This window comes from Aromatoleum tolulyticum, assembly GCF_900156155.1.
In the GTDB taxonomy this organism is placed as follows: domain Bacteria; phylum Pseudomonadota; class Gammaproteobacteria; order Burkholderiales; family Rhodocyclaceae; genus Aromatoleum; species Aromatoleum tolulyticum.
On sequence record NZ_FTMD01000013.1, the window covers coordinates 1 to 17,546 of the forward strand.

Sequence of the window (17,546 nt, forward strand, 5' to 3'; positions counted from 1 at the left end):
ACCTTCGGATCGGCGGTGGGCTGCAGGTCGGTGACGGCGCCGCCAATGGCGATGATGTCGTCGGCCGTGAATCCGACGGGCGCTTCGCTGAAGGTGAAGGTCACGAGCGAGCTGCTGTCGCCGTCATTGAGCGCGGCATCGACGATATCGACGGCGAGGGTCGGGTTGGAGCGATCGACCGGGACGGTGTCGCTGCCGCCGGTGCCGACGTTGCCTTGGGCGTCGGTATAGGCGCCATCCGTGACGCTCACGCCGGCGGTGCCGGAGAAGCCGTCGGTCGCGGTGAAGGTGGCGGTGAACACCAGCGGATCGGCGGTGGGTTGCAGGTCGGTGACGGCGCCGCCGACGGCGACGATGTCGTCGATCGAGAAGCCGGCCGGCGCCTCGCTGAACGTGAAGGTCACCACCGAGCTCGGGTCGCCGTCGTTGAGCGCGGCATCGACGATATCGACAGCGAGGGTCGGATTGAGCGTGTCGACCGGCACGGTATCGCTGCCGCCCGTGCCGACATTGCCGTGAATGTCTGTATACGTGCCGTCGGCGACGCTGACGCTGGCCGTACCTGTGAAGCCCTCAGTTGCGGTGAAGGTGGCGGTGAACACCAGCGGGTCGGCGGTGGGCTGCAGGTTGGTGACGGTGCCGCCGACGGCGTCGATGTCGTCGATCGTGAAGCCGACGGGGGCCTCGCTGAAGGTGAAGGTCACCACCGAGCTGTTGTCGGCGTCGTTGAGTTGGGTATCGACGATATTGACGGGAAGCGTGGGGTTGGACCTGTCGATCGGCACCGTGTCCACGTCGCCTGTGCCGAGATTACCCTGATCGTCGGTATAAGCGCCGTCGGCCACGCTGACCGTTCCGGTGCCTGTATAGCCGTCAGTTGCCGTAAAGGTCCCGGTGTAGACGCGCGGGTCGTCAGTGGGCTGCAGGTTGGTGACCGTGCCGCCATCGACAATGACGTCCTCGATGGTGAATCCGACCGGGGCCTCGCTGAAGGTGAAGGTGACGGGCGAACTGATTTCGCCGTCGTTCAGTTCGGCGATCTCGATGTCGAGCGTGAGGGACGGGTTCGCGGTATCGACGGGAACGGTGTCGATGTCCCCGGTGCCCGGGTTGCCTGCGACGTCGGTGTAGGTCCCGTCGGCGACACTCACAGTGCCAGTGCCGGTGAAGCCGTCATTGGCCGTGAAGGTGCCGGTGTAGACCCGTGGGTCGTCCGTCGGCTGGAGGTTCGTTACGACGCCTCCGACGACGATCACGTCATCGATCGTGAAGCCTACGGGTGGCTCGGTGAATGTGAAGGTTACGGGTGACGTGTTCGTCGTGTCATTGAGTTGCCCAATCACGATGTCGAGCGTCAGCTCGGGGTTGCTGCGATCGACGGGAACGCTGTCGCTACCCCCGGTGCCGGGAGTGCCCGCTGCGTCCGTATATGCGCCGTTCGACACGCTCACGCTGGCCGTGCCCGCAAAGCCGTCGGTCGCGGTGAAGGTGGCTGTAAAGACGTGTGGATCGTCGGTTGGCTGCAGGTTGCTGACCGTGCCGCCGACGGCAGCCACATCCTCGATCGCAAAGCCCGTGGGAGCAGTCGTGAACGTGAAGGTCACGAGCGAACTCGCGTCGGTATCGTTCAGCTGGCTGTCGACGATGTCGATTGCCACGCGCGGGATAGCAGGTTCTTCTGCAGCCAGGGTCGCTTCTTCCGCCTGCACGCGGTTCGTCGTTTCCTGCCTGTACTCGAAATCGAGCGGATTGACCCCCTCCGAGATCCGCAGCAGGCGCACGAAGTTGCTGCCTTCGCCACCGCCGCCGCCGGCCAGGCCGGCCGCAGGGGCTTCGATGTCGTCGAGGTTGCCGCCCTGTTCAAGGGCCTGGATCACCTGGTCGACGGTATCCTGCGAGACTTGGGCGTCCTCGCGGCCGGGACGGGTCGTTGCGGACACTTCGGCGGTCAGCGTCACCGTCTGGTCCGACGCGATCGCCATCGGCGCACCGTCCGCCATTGCCAGTTCGACATGGCCACCGGACATGGTGATGACCACTTCGCCTTCCTGCAGCGTGTCACCCGCCTTGAGCGGACGCAGATTGCCTTTCACGTCGCGCGCAAACGCCCTGCCCGTGACCGCCACGACTACCGCAATCGCTTGTGCCATTTTTCCTGCTCCTCTGATCGTCTGGCGAAGCCACCGGGGCAACTCCGCGGGAATCCTTTTACACTCGGTAACAGAATAGGGCCGAGGCCGTTCGGAAGGTATTGGCCGGAGGTACAGGGGTGCGGCGCTTCATGTGAAGCATTTCACGGATGTGACAATTTGTTTCGGACGCCTCCGGTGCCGGTGCGACGCGCGACGGCGTGGCGCGAAAAGGCCTATCATTCCGGGCCGTCCGCTCTATCGATCCGGTAACGAAAACCCGTTCGGGCTGACCTGTCGAAACCCTGTCGGGCCTGTCGACGAGCCGGTCCTTCCTGAGCGAAGCCGAAGGGCTCAGCTCGAACGAAGGTATCGATCGCCGCCTCGATGGACCGGGCACCCCCTTCGATTTGCCCGGTTTTCCCGATGTCGCACGCCTTCGCCCTCGAACTTCTCGCTCCTGCCCGCAACCTCGAATCCGGCGTCGCCGCCATCGAGCACGGGGCCGACGCCGTGTATATCGGCGGGCCGTCGTTCGGCGCGCGCGCGTCGGCCGGGAACAGCATGTCGGACATCGCCGCGCTCGCCGCGCACGCGCATCGCTATTCCGCGCGCGTGCTGCTCGCCCTCAACACCATCCTGCGCGACGACGAGCTGGACGACGCGCGCAGAGTGGTCGTCCAGGCGTACGAGGCCGGCGTCGATGCGCTGATCGTGCAGGACATGGGCCTGCTGGAGCTGGACCTGCCGCCGATCCAGCTGCACGCGAGCACGCAGTGCGATATCCGCACGCCGGCGAAGGCGCGCTTCCTGCAGGACGTGGGCTTCTCGCAGATCGTGCTGGCGCGCGAGCTCGACCTGCAGCAGATCCGCGGGATCGCCGACGCCACCGACCGCGAGCGCTGTGCGCTGGAATTCTTCATCCACGGCGCGCTGTGCGTCAGCTACTCGGGCCAGTGCACGATCAGTCACGCCTTCACCGGGCGCAGCGCGAACCGCGGCGAATGCGCGCAAATGTGCCGCCTGCCGTGGTCGCTGAAGGACGCCGACGGCACGCCGGTGGCCGAGCGGAGGCACCTGCTGTCGCTGAAGGACAACGACCAGACGGCGAACCTGGAGGCGCTGGTCGACGCCGGCGTCCGCTCGTTCAAGATCGAAGGCCGGCTGAAGGACCTGGCCTACGTGAAGAACGTGACTGCGCATTACCGCCAGGCGCTCGACCGTATCCTCGACGTCCGGCCCGAACTTGCGCGCAGCTCGGCGGGCCGTTCGAGCTTCTCCTTCACGCCGCGCCCGGACAAGACTTTCAATCGCGGCAGCACGGACTACTTCGTGAATGGCCGCCACGGCGACATCGAGTCCTTCGAGTCGCCGAAGTTCGTCGGTGCGCCGGTCGGCCGCGTGCTGGGCGTGAGCGGGCGCTTCGTCACCGTCGATGCCGCGGAGCCGCTCGCCAACGGCGACGGGCTGGCGTGGTTCAACGCCGTGGGCGAGCTGCAGGGCGCGCGCGTCAATCGCGTAGACGGCGACCGCATCCAGCTGGTCGACCTGCCGCAGGGGCTCGTGAGCGGCGCGACGTTGTACCGCAACGTCGATCACGCGTTCGAAAAGCTGCTCGCGGGCAAGTCGGCCGAGCGCCGCGTACCGGTGCGCCTGTGCCTTGCCGATGCGGCCGACGGGCTGGCGCTGACGGTGACCGACGAAACCGGTATCTCCGCGACGGCCACGCTCGCGTGCGACAAGGCCGAGGCGCGCGATCCGGTGCGCGCACAGACGACGCTGCGCGACAGCCTCGCGAAGCTTGGCGGCACGATGTTCGTCGCCGCTGCCGACGATGTTGCGATCGACACGGCGCAGCCCTGGTTCGTGCCGGTCGGGCAGCTCAACGCGCTACGCCGTGCCGCGGTCGAGGCGCTCATCGACGCGCGTGCAGCGGCATGGCAGCGCCCGCCGCGTGCGCTTCCCGCCGATCCGCCCGCGCGCTACCCGGACACTTCGCTCAACTACCTCGGCAACGTCTTCAACGCCCGCGCGCGCGAGTTCTACCGCAGGCACGGCGTCGAGCTGATTGCCGACGCCTTCGAGGCGAACCACGAGGACGGGCTCGTGTCGCTGATGATCACCAAGCACTGCCTGCGCTACAGCTTCAACCTGTGTCCGAAGCAGGTGAAGGGCATCCGCCCCGAGCCGATGACCCTATGGCAGGAGCGCGCGGACGGCGAGCGCGTCGTGCGCGAGCCGCTGACGCTGCGCTTCGACTGCAAGAAGTGCGAGATGCACGTCGTCGGCCGGCGCGTCGGCGGCAAGGCGGCGCGGCCTCAGGTCGGCGACTGAGGGCGGGCGTCAGCGCACGAGGAAGGGCAGGTTCGCGGTCGCCGCCTTGCCCTTGCGGTCGCGGAGGGTGATGAAGAGGCGATAGGCGCCCGGCTGCTGCGGGGCGAGGAAGCGCACGCTGGCCGCGTCCATGTGCAGCACGCGTACCGCGATGCGCGCCGGGGGCGTCTCGCTACCGCTGCCCCCGCGCAGGTCGGTTGCTTCGGCCAGCACTTTCCACTCGGTGCGCAGGGGCGATCCATCGAAAGAAGCAGCGTCCACGCCGGCCGAGACTTCCTGCCCCGGCGCGAATGCGTCCGCCGCGATGCCGATGCCGCGGATCGCCGGCGCAGGCTCCGCGACGGGCTTGCCCCACGCCAGCGTCAGCGCGTCGCTCATCGACGTGAGGCTGCCGTCCGCGAGCAGCAGGCCGTGCCAGGTCTCGGTCTGCTCCTGCTTCGCCCCCCACAGGAAGGGAAAGGCGCCTGCGATCTGCGGCTGCGTGCGCAGGAAGGCGAGCACGTCGCGAAAGAACGCGGCCTTCTCGCTGCTGGTGGGCTCCACCGGCGCGCCCCACGGCTTCGTCCCGGCCTGCCACTGGCCCAGCGGCCCGAGTTCGCCGATGACGACCGGTTGCGTGATGCCGGCGTCGCGCACGCGTTGCGGCAGGGTATAAGCCGCCCCCGCATAGGCGTTGATGCCCAGCAGGTCGATGTGGGCGCAGCAGGCGGCGAGCAGCTTCAGGCGTTCGATGCCGCCATCGACGACGACCATCAGGGTCGGGTGAGCCGGGTCGATGGTCTTGATGATGCCCGCGAGGCGGTCGATCTCGCGCCACACCGGCAAGGGGTCGGCCGCGCCGGCTTCGACCTCGTTGCCGACTCCCCAGGCGAGCAGCGCAGGATGCTTGCGGTGGCGCTCGACGAAGCGGCGGATGGCCTGCTCCTGCCCGCGCAGCGCTTCAGGGGCGCGCGGGTACGCGATCGACAGGCCCATCACCACCCGCAGGCCGAGGCCTTGCGCCTCGTCGAGCACCCACGCGTCGGATTCGCCATACACCCGGACGACCTTGGCGCCGGCCGCGGCGAGTTTCTCCAGCGCCGCCCGGTCGCCGGCGAACGCCGCGCCCTGCCATTGCTCCGGCGCCGCGCCTGCGCGGACCGGCAGTGCGGCGAAACACGACAGCGCGAGCGCGAAGGCGAGCAGGCGGTGAAGCATCGAAAGGGGCGGCGACGTCCGTTGGGTGGGGATGGTCACGCGGGCTTCCGGGCCTCAGCCCGACCGGCCGCGCAGCGCATTGAGCAGGATCGCGATGGTGCTGCCGTTGTGCAGCATCGCCGTCGTCACCGGCGACAGCACGCCGATCGCCGCCGCGCCGAGGATCGCGGTGTTGAGCCCGACCGTCAGGCGGTAGTTGTTGCGGATGCGCGTCATCGTCGCCTGCGCGAGCGCCTTGGCGTCGGCGACGCAGCCGATGTCGTCCTCCAGCAGCGCAACGTCGGCGGTCAGGCGCGCGATGTCGGCACCCTTCTGCATCGCCACGCCGACGTGGGCGCCGGCGAGCGCCGGGGCGTCGTTGATGCCGTCGCCGACGAAGGCGATGCGCGCGCCCTGCCGGCCCAGCTCCTCGACGATGTGCGCCTTCTGCTCGGGCAGCAGTTCGGCGTGGAAGCCGTCGAGGCCCAGCTCCGCGGCGAGCTCGGCGGCGCGTTCGTGGTGGTCGCCGGTCAGCATCAGGATGCGGCGTGCACCCAGCCCGCGCAGCCGCGCGATGGTCGCGGCGGTGTTGGCCCGCAGCTCGTCCTTCAGCGCCAGCACGCCCAGCAGCTTGCCGCCGAAGCCGATGTACAGCAGCGTCTTGCCCTCGCGGTACAGGCGGTCGATCGTCTCGACGTGGGCGGAGACGTCGATCTGCTCGTCGTCCTCGATGAAGTGGCGCGAGCCGACGACGATGCGCCGGCCGTCGATCACGCTGGCGACGCCGTGCGCGACGATGAACTGCACTTCCTGGTGGTCGAAGTGCTTGCCGGAGATCTCCTTCGCCGCCGCGACGACCGCCAGCGCGAGGGGGTGGAAGTAATGCTCCTCGACCGACGCGGCGAGGCAGATCAGGTCGTCGGCGGTAAAGGTGCGGTCGAAGGTCACCGAGTCGGTGACCGCGAGCCGGCCGGCCGTGAGCGTGCCGGTCTTGTCGAAGATGAAGGTGTCGGCTTCGGCCAGCCGCTCCAGCGCGCTCGCGCCCTTCACGAGGATGCCCGTGCGCCCGGCGCGGTACATCGCCGACTTGAACGCGACCGGCGTCGCGAGCTTCAGCGCGCACGAGTAGTCGGCCTGCAGTACCGCGGCGGCGCGGCGCCAGTCCCGCGACAGCAGGTAGGTCGAGCCGGCCAGTCCGAGCACGATGGGCACCAGGCGGTCGGCGAGACGCGCCGCGCCGAGCTGCGCCTCGCTCTTCGCCGTGAGCGACTGCTCGACGTAGTCGGCGATGCGTGCCGCGGCGGTGCGCGTGCCGACCTGCTCGGCATAGATCTGCAGCCGGCCTTCCTCGATCAGCGTGCCCGAGAGCACCGCATCGCCGCGCCCCTTCACGACCGCGACGCTCTCGCCGGTCATCGCCGCCTCGTTCACGGTGCCCTCGCCGCCGAGCACGGTGCCGTCGACCGGGATCACGGCACCGGTGCCGACGACGACCGTATCGCCGACGCCCACCTCGCCCGCGGGGACGAGCACTTCCTGTCCGTCGCGCACGATCCAGATCTCGTCGCTCGACGGGCGCAGCAGGTGCTTGAGCAGGTCGTCCGAGCGCCGCGCGATCGAGTCCTCGAGGTACTCCCCGAGCGCGAGCATGAAGGTCGTGGTGTTGGCGGCGCTGAAGTCGCCGCGCGCGAGCGAGATCGACACCGCCAGCGCCTCGAGCACGTGCGAGGAAATGCCGTTGTCGCGGTAGTCGTCGAGGGCGTGCTTGATCAGCGGTGCCGCGGCGCCGAGCGTCATCGGCAACTGCACCGATGCGGGCAGGTAAGGCGTGCCCAGCAGGGTCGCGAGGCTCGCCACCAGCGGCCCCGCGCCGCCCTCGGCGTCGACGGCCTTCGCACGCGCCGCACGCGCCCCCGGCGGCGGCAGTGCCGCGACGGCGTGCTGCAGGGCCTCGACCCCGGTTGCCGCCGGATCGAAGGTCAACACCAGCGAATGCGCGCGCGGATTGACCCGCGCCTCATGCACGCCGGGGATGTTCTCCGCTGCGCGTTCGATCGCGAGCGGCGCCGCAGGCGTGCCGGGCGCGCAGGCGAAGCGGAAGCGCACCCGTCCGCGCGTGCGGTGTGCGACCGCCAGCGAGCGGAACCACGACCCGCCGCTCATGCGCCGCCGTGCTGCTCCGCCTCGACTTCGGCCTTCAGGTCGGCCATCTGTTCCTTGAACTCCTCGACCCCGCCGAGCACGCCCGCATACAGCTTCATGCCCATCTTCAGCAGCTTGCCGCGCAGCTCCTCGTCGCTCAGCACGTAGGCGGCGGCCGCGCCGATCGCGGCGCCGAGCAGGAACTGGTCGTACTGGCGCGATTTCAGCAGGCCGGGCATCGCGTGCAGCAGGCCCGCGTCGAAGCCGTGGCCCGCGGGGCCGACCTGGCCATTGCCGGGCATGCCGTAACCGCTGCCCCAGCCGCCCGGCGCGTAGCCGGCGGCGGAGTCGTCATGCCGCGCTTTCTTGTGTTTCTTCTTGCCCAAGGTGCTTCTCCCTTTTTCCGTTGCTGCGGCGCGCGGACTTGCGCGCCAGGTAATCGATCGCGGCCAGACCCGCCGCGCCGCCGGCGACGGCCACCAGCACGCCGCGGAGGTCCTGCCGCTGCCAGGCATCGGCTGCCGCGCAGCCGGCTGCGAGGGCCGTGCCGCCCTGCAGCGCCTGCTTCAGCACGGCCCGGCTCGCCGCGGGGGCGCGCCCGGCCGGTTCCTGCAGGGCGGCGAGCAGGCCCGTGGCGACGAAACCGCGGACGAAGTTCGCCGGCATCTCGCCGGCCTTCACCTTGACCGGAAACTTCTGCAGCGCTCGCATCAGGCCGAGTCTCCGGTGTCGGCAGGCGGAACCGTGGCCTTCTTGCGCGTGCGCGGGCGCGCAGCGGCAGCCTCGGCTGGCTTGGCCGTCTTGGGTGCCGCGGCCGGCTTGGGTGCCGCGGCCGGCTTGGGTGCGGTGGCCGTTTTGGCTGCAGCGGCCGGCTTGGCCGCGCCGCTTGCAGGACTGCTGCGGCGGCGTGCCGGGGCCTTGCGTGTGGGCGCGGCCTCGGCCTTGGCTTCGGCGGGTGCTGCCGCAGCCGGGGGCGCGGCGTCCGGGGCGGCCAGTTTGGCCTTCAGGCCCGCCGACGAGTGTTCGATCGCGTCGAGGCTGGAGATCGTCGCGTCGCGCAGTCGTTCCTGCGCCTTGTCCAGGCTGCCGCGCAGGTTGACCGTCTTCAGCAGCCGTACGGCGGCGGCGCCGACCATGGCGCCGATTGCGAATGGAAGCACGGGATACATCTCATCCCTCCTTTCCGTCTTGAGTGAAATTGAGCTTGCCGCGGGCAAGCAGGACGCCCGCGCTGCCGGTAGCGATGCCGGCCAGCAGGGTGGGATTGAGTTTGCCCAGCAACGGGCCGACGACACCGATGGCGTGGTGCTGGCCGCTGAGCACCGAGAAGGTCTTCTCGAGGAAATCGGCGACCAGCCCGTGTTCCATGTGGGCCTCCTCGGGCGCCACGCCGCCCTGCGCGTGCACCTGCTCGAGGCGCAGCGCTTCCGCCGCCGCCTCGTGCCACACCTGCAACTGCCGGGCATCCTCGGCCTGCAGGCGGCGCAGGCTCTTGCGCAGGCCGGCGTCGGTGCGCGCGATCAGCGATTCGTACAGCCGCAGGCGGCCAAGCGTGCCGGCGAGCGCGCGTTCGCAGTTCGCGCGCCAGCCCGGGGCGAGGCTGGTCTCCAGCGGGAAGGGATCGAGCGGGCTGGCGACGCCGTGGCGCCGGCACAGCCGCGCGAGCGTCGCGATGCGCGCCTCGGCCGCTTTCAGGCTTGCGGCGAAGGGTTCCCGCGACCCGTAGGCCTCGACCACCTTGCGCAGGAAGGCGCGGGCGGCGAACTCGTCGTACAGGGCGATGCGCAGCGCCTGGTGCGCCGGCGGGAACGGCGCCTTGCGCTCGATGCGCCGGCTGCGCAGGATCGCCTCGTCGTAGTTACGCACCCGTCACCTCGCGGTGCTTGGCGACGAGGATGTCGAGCAGGACCTCGGCGGCGGGCGAGCGCACCCCGCCGAGCAGGTCCGGCCATGCGGCAGCGGGGATCGCGCCGGTGTCGTACTCGACGGTGCACGAGCGGGCCAGCAGGTTCAGCTTCACCGAGTGGATGCCGGGGATGTCGTCGAGCGCCTGGCCGAAGCGTTTCGCCTCGCCGATGGCGTCCATCTGGCCCTGGTCGAGTTCGCTCTCGAGCTTGAGGCGGATGCGCCCCGGGATGTGGTGGGCGATGCGCAAATTGCGCGAGAAGCGCTGCAGTTGCTCGAATGCGTCCATGAGGTGCACGGTGAATCGTCTGGAATCGGCAGCGGGTTTGCGCCGGTTCGGTTATTTGAACAGATGACGTCGGTGTACCGCCATATGTACGCCGAGCAGGGCGAGGAACAGGCCTCCGGTCGCCGCATGCGCCTTCTTGCTGCCGGCCGCGGCCAGCGCGAGCGAGGCGCCGAGGCTGCCCAGCATGCCGTATTTCGCCCAGGTGTTGAGACGTCGGTCGCGCTGCCAGCGTCGCAGCGTGCGTCGGCTGCCTGCCTCGTTCTGTGCGCCAGGCGGTTGCGGGCCGAGCTCGGCGGCGACGGCGGCCGATACGCGGGCTTCCATCTCGACGCGCGCCGTGTGTTCCGCGACGTAGCGCAACAGCATGCTTCCGGTGCGCGGATTGCCCTCGACTTCGACGACGCCGTCGATTTCCGCAAGCACGGCGCCCAGTCGTTCCTGCCGCGCCGCGTCGCGCAGCTGGCCGTCACGGATGCGGATGCGCCCGGGTACCGCCGAGACGATGTACTTCATGCAGGCGTACCCCCTTGCTGGAAAGCCAACTGTTTCAGATCATAGCTCGACCTGGGTACCCAGTTCCACCACCCGGTTCGGCGGCAGGTGGAAGTAGTCGGCCGCGCTGCCGGCATTGCGGAACATGACGATGAAGAGGCGCTCGCGCCAGCGTGCCATGCCCGAGCCCATGCGCCGGACGATGGTTTCGCGGCCGAGGAAGAACGAGGTCTCCATGGTCTCGAAGACCAGTCCGTGCTCGGCGCAACGCGCCAGTTCGGCCGGGATGTCCGGATCGTCCATGAAGCCGAAGGTCAGGTGCAGGCGGTAGAAGCCGTAGTCGACCTCCTCCACTTCGATGCGGTCTTTCTCCTCGACGTGCGAGACGTCCGCAGTGTGCACCTTCAGCAGCACCACGCGCTCGTGCAGCACCTTGTTGTGCAGCAGATTGTGCAGCAGCGCACGCGGCACGCCGTCGAGCCACGTCGTCAGGAACACGGCGGTGCCCGCGACGCGCGGCGGCGGACTGGTGAACATCGAATGGATGAAAAGGTCGAGCGGGATGGTGTCGGTGCGGATGCGGCTGTTCAGCATCGCGCGGCCGCGCTTCCAGGTCGTCAGGAAGCTGAAGATCACCGCCCCGATCAGCAGCGGGAACCAGCCGCCGGCGAGGATCTTCACCGTGGTCGCGGAGAAGAAAGCGATATCGACGGTGAGGAACACGGCGAGGAATATGCCTGCCTGCAGCTTGCCCCAGCCCCACAGCGCGCGCACGACGACGAAGGCGAGCACCGTGTCGATCATCATCGTCATCGTCACGGCGATGCCGTAGGCCGAGGCCAGCGCGCTCGACGAGCGGAAGCCGACGACCAGCGCGATCACCGCGCCGAGCAGCATCCAGTTGATGCTCGGCACATAGATCTGGCCCATCTCGCGCGCCGACGTGAAGATCGTGCGCATCCGCGGCGCGTAGCCGAGCTGCATCGCCTGGCGCGTCAGCGAGTAGGCGCCCGAGATCACCGCCTGGCTCGCGATGATGGTCGCGAGCGTCGCCATGCCGACCATCGGATAGACCAGTTCGTCCGGCACCAGCAGGTAGAACGGGTTGCGGACGTTGTCCGGGTGGTCGAGGATCAGCGCGCCCTGGCCGAGGTAGTTCAGGTACAGCGACGGGAACACGACCGTGAACCACGCGAGCTTGATCGGCTTGCGGCCGAAGTGGCCCATGTCGGCGTACAGCGCCTCGCCGCCGGTGATCGCGAGCACCACGGCGCCCAGGCCGAGCCAGCCCAGCAGCGGGTTGTCGGCGAGGAAGTCCAGGGCCCACACGGGGTTGAGCGCGCCGAGGATTTCAGGATGCAGCCGGATGCCGGAGATGCCCAGGGCCGCCAGCAGAAGGAACCAGCACACCATCACCGGCCCGAAGACCGCGCCGACGCGGTTGGTGCCGTGGCGCTGCATCATGAACAGGCCGACCAGGACCACGAGCGCGATCGGCAGCACGTACGGCGCGAAGGCCGGCGTCGCGACTTCGAGGCCTTCGACCGCCGAGAGCACCGAGATCGCCGGCGTGATCATGCCGTCGCCGTAGAACAGCGCCGCGCCGAACACGCCCAGCGACGACAGCACCCAGGCCTTGCGCCCGTCGGGGACCACGCGCAGCGCCAGCGAGGTCAGCGCCATGATGCCGCCTTCGCCGCGGTTGTCGGCGCGCGTGATGAAGACCACGTACTTGGCCGATACCACCAGCATCAGCGCCCAGAACACCAGCGACAGGATTCCGTACACGTTCTCCACGGTCACCGGTACGGCGTGCGGGCCGTTGAACACTTCCTTCAGCGTGTAGAGCGGGCTGGTGCCGATGTCGCCATAGACGACGCCGATCGCCGAAACAGCGAGTCCGGCGAGTCCGGCACGCTGGTGGGCGTCAGGCGCATCGGTCGGGTGTTCCACACGGTCGGCAATGTGCACGACAACCCCTGGATGTTCTGTTTGGGGGGCTAAGCATACTGCAACGCAACATCGCGAAACAGCGGAAAATCGACGCCTTCCGCCGCCGGAAAAGCCCCCTAGGACGGGGGCATCGGTACGGGTGCGCACGCTTTCCGCGCCTATCCTACAATTGCAAGCGATTCCCGTTCAACGCCCATGACGATGAAGATATCCCCTGCGGCCGACGCCGCCTCGCCCCTTCGTGACGCGCTAGGCGCCGAACACCGGCCGGCCGTCGGCGAAGTGCGCATCGTGTCGCTCGTGCCCTCGCTGACCGAACTCGTGTGCGAGCTCGGGCTGGCCGATCGTCTGGTGGGGCGCACGGGCTTCTGCGTACATCCGCGCGACGTCCTGAAGACCGTTCCCAAGGTCGGCGGTACGAAGGACGTGAAGATGGACGTCCTGCGCGGGCTTGCGCCGACCCATTTGATCGTCAATATCGACGAGAACCGGCGCGAGACGGTCGAGGAACTGGCCACCTTCGTGCCCAACGTGATCGTCACCCATCCCTGCGCGCCGGCGGACAATCTCGCGCTGTACCGCCTCTTCGGCGGCGTATTTCATTGCGCCGACCGCGCCGCACGGCTCGCGGCCGACCTCGGGGCGGCGCTCGCCGAGGCGCAGGCGGTCGCACGGGCGCTGCCGCGCGAAGACGTCCTGTACCTGATCTGGCGCGAGCCGTGGATGAGCGTCGCGCGCGACACCTACATCTCCGCGACCCTGGCTGCCGTGGGGTGGGACACGCTGCCCGCCGACGCCGGTGCGCGCTATCCCGAGATCGACTGGCAGGCGGCGTGGATGGCCGGTGTGTCGCGCGTGTTCCTGTCGAGCGAGCCTTACCGTTTTCGCGAGCGGCATCTCGCCGAAGTCGCCGCGCTGTCGGGACGGTCGGCGGCGATGATCGATGGCGAGATGGCATCCTGGTACGGCAGCCGCGCGGCTGCGGGCCTGCGCTACCTGGCAGGGTTGCGCAGCGCCCTGGCCGAAGCGACCTGAGGCTCGCCGCCGTGACGAACCTCAGGCGCCGGGTTCGTCGCGCAGCGTGGCGTCGAGCGCCTCGGGCGTCAGGATTGCGAACAGCGACCGCACCAGGCGGTGGCGGTTGAGCTTCAGCAGTAGCTTGTCGCGGCTGACGAGATGGCTCGCGCGGCCGTCGCGCGCGGTTTCGAGGAATTTCTGGTCGTCGCGGTCGCCGCAGGCGGGCAGGGGAGGCGGTTCCGCGGCAGCGTCGGGCGCCGGTACCGCGCACGTGCGGCCGGCGTAGGTCGCGAGGATGGCCGCCTGGCGCTCCGGCGCAATCGCGAACTGGCGGTAGGCGAGCACACGCCGCAGCTCCTCCAGCGTTGCCGCACTGGCCAACAGCACCGCGCGGTCGTGCTCGATCCACTGGCGCAGGTGCTGCAGCCGGGGATCCTCGAACGCCCACAGCGCCATCACGGTGTTCGTGTCGAGCACGAGACGCAGGGCGGACGGGGCGGGCGGGGGGGGATGGAGGGCGGTTGGCATCGCAGTGGCCGAAAAGGCGGGTGGGCGGGGTGGGTGGCGTAAAGGGGCGGCGGTAAACGACAGCGAGGGGGCCGGGCCCCCTCGCGTTCATGGTCGCCGCAACCGGATCAGGCCGGAATCAGGCAGCTTCCTGGGCGTCGAGACGGATCTTGACGTAGGAGCCGGGGGCGTCTTCCAGCGCCTTCAGCTTGCCCTTGGCCGGATCGCGGACGTCGACCTGCTCCGAATCGTGCGCGGTGACCCAGGACTGCCAGTCGGTCCACCACGAGCCCTGCTGGTGCTCGGCGCCTTCGAACCACTTGTCGGCGGTGTCGACGAGCTTCGCGGCCGGGTTCAGCCAGTAGCCGTACTTGTTCGCGACCGGAGGATTGACGATGCCGGCGATGTGGCCGGAGCCGCCCAGCACGAAGCGCACGGGGCCGCCGAAATTCGTCGCGCCGGCGTAGGTGCTCTTCCACGGGGCGATGTGGTCTTCCAGCGTCGAGATGAAGTAGCACGGAACCTTGATCTTGCCGAGGTCGATCGGCACGCCGTCGATCTCGATGCCGCCGGGCTGGACCAGGCGGTTTTCCATGTACATCGCGCGCAGGTAGAAGCTGTGCATCTTTGCCGGCATGCGCGTGGAATCGGAGTTCCAGTACAGCAGGTCGAACGGGAAGGGATCCTTGCCCATCAGGTAGTTATTGACGACGAAGGACCAGATCAGGTCGTTGGCACGCATCATGTTGAAGGTGCCCGCCATCTCCGAGCCTTCGAGGTAGCCGCGCTCGAACATCTTCTTCTCGAGGCTGGAGACCTGTTGCTCGTCGATGAACACGCCCAGTTCGCCCGGCTCGGTGAAGTCGGTCATGGTCGTGAAGAAGGTCGCCGCGGCGATGCGCTTCTGCTTCTTGGCCGCGAGGTAGGCGAGCGTGGTCGCCAGCAGCGTGCCGCCCAGGCAGTAGCCGCAGGCATTCACTTCCTTCTCGCCGGTCTGCTTCTCGATCGCATCGAGGGCTGCGATGATGCCTTCGAGCACGTAGGACTCGAAGGTCTTGTCGGCGAGGCGCTCGTCCGGATTCACCCACGAGATCACGAACACCGTGTGGCCCTGATCCACGCACCACTTCACGTACGAGTTCTTCTCGCGCAGGTCGAGGATGTAGAACTTGTTGATCCACGGCGGCACGATCAGCAGCGGCCGCTTGTACGCCTTCTGCGTGGTCGGCGTGTATTGGATCAGCTGCATCATGTCGGTCTGGAACACGACCTTGCCCGGCGTCGTGCCGACGTTCTTGCCCAGCTCGAAGGCGCTGGTGTCGGTCATGCGCACGCGCAGCTGGCCGCCACCGTCTTCCATGTCGCGCAGCAGATTGTTGAGGCCCTTGATCAGGTTCTGGCCGTTGTTCTTGACCGTTTCGCGGAACACTTCCGGGTTGGTCAGCGCGAAGTTCGACGGCGACAGCGCGTCGATGTACTGGCGCGTGTAGAAATTGACCTTCTTCTGCGTCTGCTCGTCGAGGCCGTCGACACAGCACACGGTGTCATGCACGTGGCGCGCGGCGATCAGGTAGGACTGCTTGATGAAGTCGAACAGGAAGTGCTCTTCCCATTGTTCGTCCTTGAAGCGCTTGTCGGTCTTTTCCGGTTCGGCGATCGGCGCGCCGTGCATGCCCATCACGCGCAGCATCGAGTGCTGCCACAACGAGAAGTAGTCCCACACCAGGTTCATCTGCGACTGGGCGAGCTTGTACGGATTCGCGAGCAGCTTGGCCATCATGTCCATGAAGGCCTGTGCGATGCCCAGCTCGTCGCTGGGGGTCGTTACGCCCTTCTTCAGCTGACGCTGGACGTGTTCGCTGATGAGATGCGAGGCCCGCTGGGCAACCTCGGAATAGGTCTTGGCGACTTCCTTGGGGTCAGGCAGGTCGGCGAACACTGTCTCGGGTGTTGGTGCGGCCATTTCTAGTCTTGCTCCTGTTGTCACGCTGTTTTTTCGAATCGGATGATGCCTGTCGGGTCGCCCACCCTGCGGACCTCGCCGCGCGCGCCGAGGTAGTTGAGGTGTGCAATCGCCTCTCCCATGGCGAACATGACCTGATGCGTATCCAGTTCGCGGGGGAACAGCGTCGATAGCAGTTCTCCCGCGCTGCGGGGGGCCTGGATTTCGTTCAATAGTGCATCGCAGCGTTCACGGTGGTGCGCCTCGAGCTGATCGACGCGCGCACGGATGCCGCGGAACGGATGCCCGTGTGATGGTAGCACGAGCGTATCGTCCGGCAAGTCCTTGAAGCGCTTTAATGATTCGAGAAACCAGCCGAGCAGGTCATCGTCCGGCGAGAGGGCGTAAACGCTGATGTTTGTCGAGATGCGCGGTAGCAGCATATCGCCCGAAATGAGCACTCCCAGCGACTCGCAATACAGGCTCGCGTGCTCGGGGGAGTGGCCGTAGCCGACGATCACGCGCCAGTCCCTGCCGCCCACGTTCACGACGTCGCCGTCGAACAGGCGCCGGTAGGCCTTGGGCAGCGACGGCACGCCGCGACGGTAGGCGTTGCCGCGGTCGCGCAGCGCCTGCTGGCTCGCGGGGTCGAGGCCATGCGCGGCGAAGTGCGCGACCATCTCGTCCACGGCGTTGCCGCCGACCTGGTTCCAGATCGCGTGGCCGTTGAAGAACTCGCCCTGCGTCATCAGCACCGGGGCGCCGTTGCGCTCGGCGAGCCAGCTGGCGAGGCCCAGGTGGTCGGGATGGCTGTGGGTGACGAGGATGCGCGACAGCGGGCGCGGGTCGCGGTCGAGGATCGTATTCCAGTTGTCGCGCACCGCGTCGACGCCGAAGCCGGTGTCCACGACCACCTGCGCGTCGCCGTCGTCCAGCAGCCACAGGTTGATGTGGTTGAGCACGAAGGGTAGCGGCATGCGCACCCAGCGGACGCCGGGGGCCACCTGTTGCACCTGGCCGGCGGCGGGCGTATCGGTGAAGGGGTACTGCAGTTCTCCGGTTGTCGTCATCCGGCTGTCTCCGTTGGAGGGGGAGCAATCTGGCATTGCTCAAACCCCTTAATTCTGATTAACTTTTCGGCCCCGTCGGGGCGGTTCGAGCAAAAATGCAATCGACCCTGCACCGTTTTACTGCGAGCGAACGGCCAATGGCAAGCGAACAAACCTACACCATCACGGAACTTGCGCGGGAATTCGACGTGACTCCGCGCGCGATCCGCTTCTACGAGGATCAGGGTCTGCTCAAGCCTTCGCGCGCCGGCCGCACGCGCGTGTACTCCAAGGCCGACCGCACCCGCCTCAAGCTGACGCTGCGCGGCAAGCGCCTGGGCCTGTCGCTCGCCGAGATCAAGGAGCTGATCGAGATGCACGGCGGCGTGCGCAACGCGGCGCCCCAGTTGCTGCGCTTCCTCGTCGTGCTCGCGGACCGGCGTGCCGCGCTCGAACAGCAGCGCGAAGACATCGAGGCGGTGCTGGGCGAGATCGATTCGCTGGAGCAGCAATGCTCGGAACTGCTCGGCCACGATGCGTCCAGCGCCGCCGAGGAGCGGGCGGAAGTCGTTCGCCGGATGCGCGCCGGGGCTTGATTTTTTTGACGGTTA

The 17,546-nt window shown here is 68.1% G+C and carries 16 protein-coding genes; 3 read left to right on the forward strand and 13 right to left on the reverse strand.

What is annotated here, in order from left to right:
* Positions 1-2,150, reverse strand: a 2,150-nt coding sequence (locus BW991_RS17650; RefSeq protein WP_139335954.1) for a retention module-containing protein, incomplete at its 3' end; no start/stop codon positions are given.
* 405 nt (positions 2,151-2,555) lie between these two features.
* On the opposite strand from BW991_RS17650, the gene BW991_RS17655 reads away from it, so the two are divergent.
* On the forward strand, positions 2,556-4,463 hold the full coding sequence (locus BW991_RS17655) for a peptidase U32 family protein (protein WP_076603439.1): 1,908 nt from the start codon (positions 2,556-2,558) through the stop codon (positions 4,461-4,463).
* A 9-nt stretch (positions 4,464-4,472) separates the two neighbouring features.
* Here the strand turns inward: BW991_RS17655 and BW991_RS17660 are convergent, their stop codons facing one another.
* From BW991_RS17660 to BW991_RS17700, 9 genes are read right to left on the reverse strand one after another with little or no spacing between them, the layout of a single operon-like run.
* Positions 4,473-5,660: a glycoside hydrolase family 2 TIM barrel-domain containing protein gene (locus BW991_RS17660; protein WP_076603440.1), complete on the reverse strand. Its 1,188-nt coding sequence runs from the start codon at positions 5,658-5,660 to the stop codon at positions 4,473-4,475.
* Between the two features lie 54 nt (positions 5,661-5,714).
* Entirely contained in the window at positions 5,715-7,802 is a 2,088-nt protein-coding gene (locus BW991_RS17665) for a heavy metal translocating P-type ATPase (RefSeq protein ID WP_076603441.1), read from the reverse strand.
* Positions 7,799-8,167: a hypothetical protein gene (locus BW991_RS17670; protein WP_076603442.1), complete on the reverse strand. Its 369-nt coding sequence runs from the start codon at positions 8,165-8,167 to the stop codon at positions 7,799-7,801. The genes BW991_RS17665 and BW991_RS17670 overlap by 4 nt, the downstream gene beginning before the upstream one ends.
* Positions 8,133-8,492, reverse strand: a complete 360-nt coding sequence (locus BW991_RS17675) for a hypothetical protein (protein ID WP_076603443.1) — start codon at positions 8,490-8,492, stop codon at positions 8,133-8,135. The genes BW991_RS17670 and BW991_RS17675 overlap by 35 nt, the downstream gene beginning before the upstream one ends.
* Positions 8,492-8,941, reverse strand: coding sequence for a hypothetical protein (locus BW991_RS17680; protein WP_139335955.1), 450 nt, complete (start codon positions 8,939-8,941; stop codon positions 8,492-8,494). Before BW991_RS17680 ends, BW991_RS17675 begins: the two co-directional genes overlap by 1 nt.
* Before the next feature lie 10 nt (positions 8,942-8,951).
* Positions 8,952-9,647 (reverse strand): ferritin family protein, encoded by a 696-nt coding sequence (locus BW991_RS17685; protein ID WP_076603445.1) that lies wholly within the window; start codon positions 9,645-9,647, stop codon positions 8,952-8,954.
* Entirely contained in the window at positions 9,640-9,975 is a 336-nt protein-coding gene (locus tag BW991_RS17690; RefSeq protein ID WP_076603446.1) for an HMA2 domain-containing protein, read from the reverse strand. Before BW991_RS17690 ends, BW991_RS17685 begins: the two co-directional genes overlap by 8 nt.
* 51 nt (positions 9,976-10,026) lie before the next feature.
* Positions 10,027-10,488 carry a hypothetical protein gene (locus BW991_RS17695; RefSeq protein ID WP_076603447.1) on the reverse strand — a complete coding sequence of 154 codons (462 nt, stop codon included), beginning with the start codon at positions 10,486-10,488 and terminating at the stop codon, positions 10,027-10,029.
* Positions 10,489-10,527: 39 nt separating this feature from the next.
* On the reverse strand, positions 10,528-12,438 hold the full coding sequence (locus BW991_RS17700; protein WP_076603448.1) for a potassium transporter Kup: 1,911 nt from the start codon (positions 12,436-12,438) through the stop codon (positions 10,528-10,530).
* A gap of 183 nt (positions 12,439-12,621) precedes the next feature.
* On the opposite strand from BW991_RS17700, the gene BW991_RS17705 reads away from it, so the two are divergent.
* Positions 12,622-13,455, forward strand: coding sequence for a helical backbone metal receptor (locus BW991_RS17705; RefSeq protein ID WP_076603574.1), 834 nt, complete (start codon positions 12,622-12,624; stop codon positions 13,453-13,455).
* 21 nt (positions 13,456-13,476) lie between these two features.
* On the opposite strand, the gene BW991_RS17710 is transcribed toward BW991_RS17705, so the two are convergent.
* The 3 genes from BW991_RS17710 to BW991_RS17720 form a co-directional block, all read right to left on the reverse strand.
* On the reverse strand, positions 13,477-13,965 hold the full coding sequence (locus BW991_RS17710; RefSeq protein WP_076603449.1) for a putative toxin-antitoxin system toxin component, PIN family: 489 nt from the start codon (positions 13,963-13,965) through the stop codon (positions 13,477-13,479).
* Between the two features lie 118 nt (positions 13,966-14,083).
* Entirely contained in the window at positions 14,084-15,907 is a 1,824-nt protein-coding gene (locus BW991_RS17715) for a PHA/PHB synthase family protein (protein WP_076603450.1), read from the reverse strand.
* 20 nt (positions 15,908-15,927) lie between these two features.
* Entirely contained in the window at positions 15,928-16,956 is a 1,029-nt protein-coding gene (locus tag BW991_RS17720) for an MBL fold metallo-hydrolase (RefSeq protein WP_076603451.1), read from the reverse strand.
* 137 nt (positions 16,957-17,093) lie between these two features.
* Between BW991_RS17720 and BW991_RS17725 the strand changes: the two genes are divergently transcribed.
* Positions 17,094-17,531, forward strand: coding sequence for a MerR family transcriptional regulator (locus BW991_RS17725; protein ID WP_076603452.1), 438 nt, complete (start codon positions 17,094-17,096; stop codon positions 17,529-17,531).
* The last annotated feature ends 15 nt before the right edge of the window (positions 17,532-17,546 follow it).

What these genes read in the sequence shown, in the direction of transcription:
- BW991_RS17655 (WP_076603439.1), top strand. Translation starts at nt 2,556, where the DNA reads ATGTCGCACGCCTTCGCCCTCGAACTTCTCGCTCCTGCCCGCAACCTC.
- BW991_RS17660 (WP_076603440.1), bottom strand. Translation starts at nt 5,660, where the DNA reads ATGCTTCACCGCCTGCTCGCCTTCGCGCTCGCGCTGTCGTGTTTCGCC.
- BW991_RS17665 (WP_076603441.1), bottom strand. Translation starts at nt 7,802, where the DNA reads ATGAGCGGCGGGTCGTGGTTCCGCTCGCTGGCGGTCGCACACCGCACG.
- BW991_RS17675 (WP_076603443.1), bottom strand. Translation starts at nt 8,492, where the DNA reads ATGCGAGCGCTGCAGAAGTTTCCGGTCAAGGTGAAGGCCGGCGAGATG.
- BW991_RS17690 (WP_076603446.1), bottom strand. Translation starts at nt 9,975, where the DNA reads ATGGACGCATTCGAGCAACTGCAGCGCTTCTCGCGCAATTTGCGCATC.
- BW991_RS17695 (WP_076603447.1), bottom strand. Translation starts at nt 10,488, where the DNA reads ATGAAGTACATCGTCTCGGCGGTACCCGGGCGCATCCGCATCCGTGAC.
- BW991_RS17705 (WP_076603574.1), top strand. Translation starts at nt 12,622, where the DNA reads ATGAAGATATCCCCTGCGGCCGACGCCGCCTCGCCCCTTCGTGACGCG.
- BW991_RS17710 (WP_076603449.1), bottom strand. Translation starts at nt 13,965, where the DNA reads ATGCCAACCGCCCTCCATCCCCCCCCGCCCGCCCCGTCCGCCCTGCGT.
- BW991_RS17715 (WP_076603450.1), bottom strand. Translation starts at nt 15,907, where the DNA reads ATGGCCGCACCAACACCCGAGACAGTGTTCGCCGACCTGCCTGACCCC.
- BW991_RS17720 (WP_076603451.1), bottom strand. Translation starts at nt 16,956, where the DNA reads ATGACGACAACCGGAGAACTGCAGTACCCCTTCACCGATACGCCCGCC.
- BW991_RS17725 (WP_076603452.1), top strand. Translation starts at nt 17,094, where the DNA reads ATGGCAAGCGAACAAACCTACACCATCACGGAACTTGCGCGGGAATTC.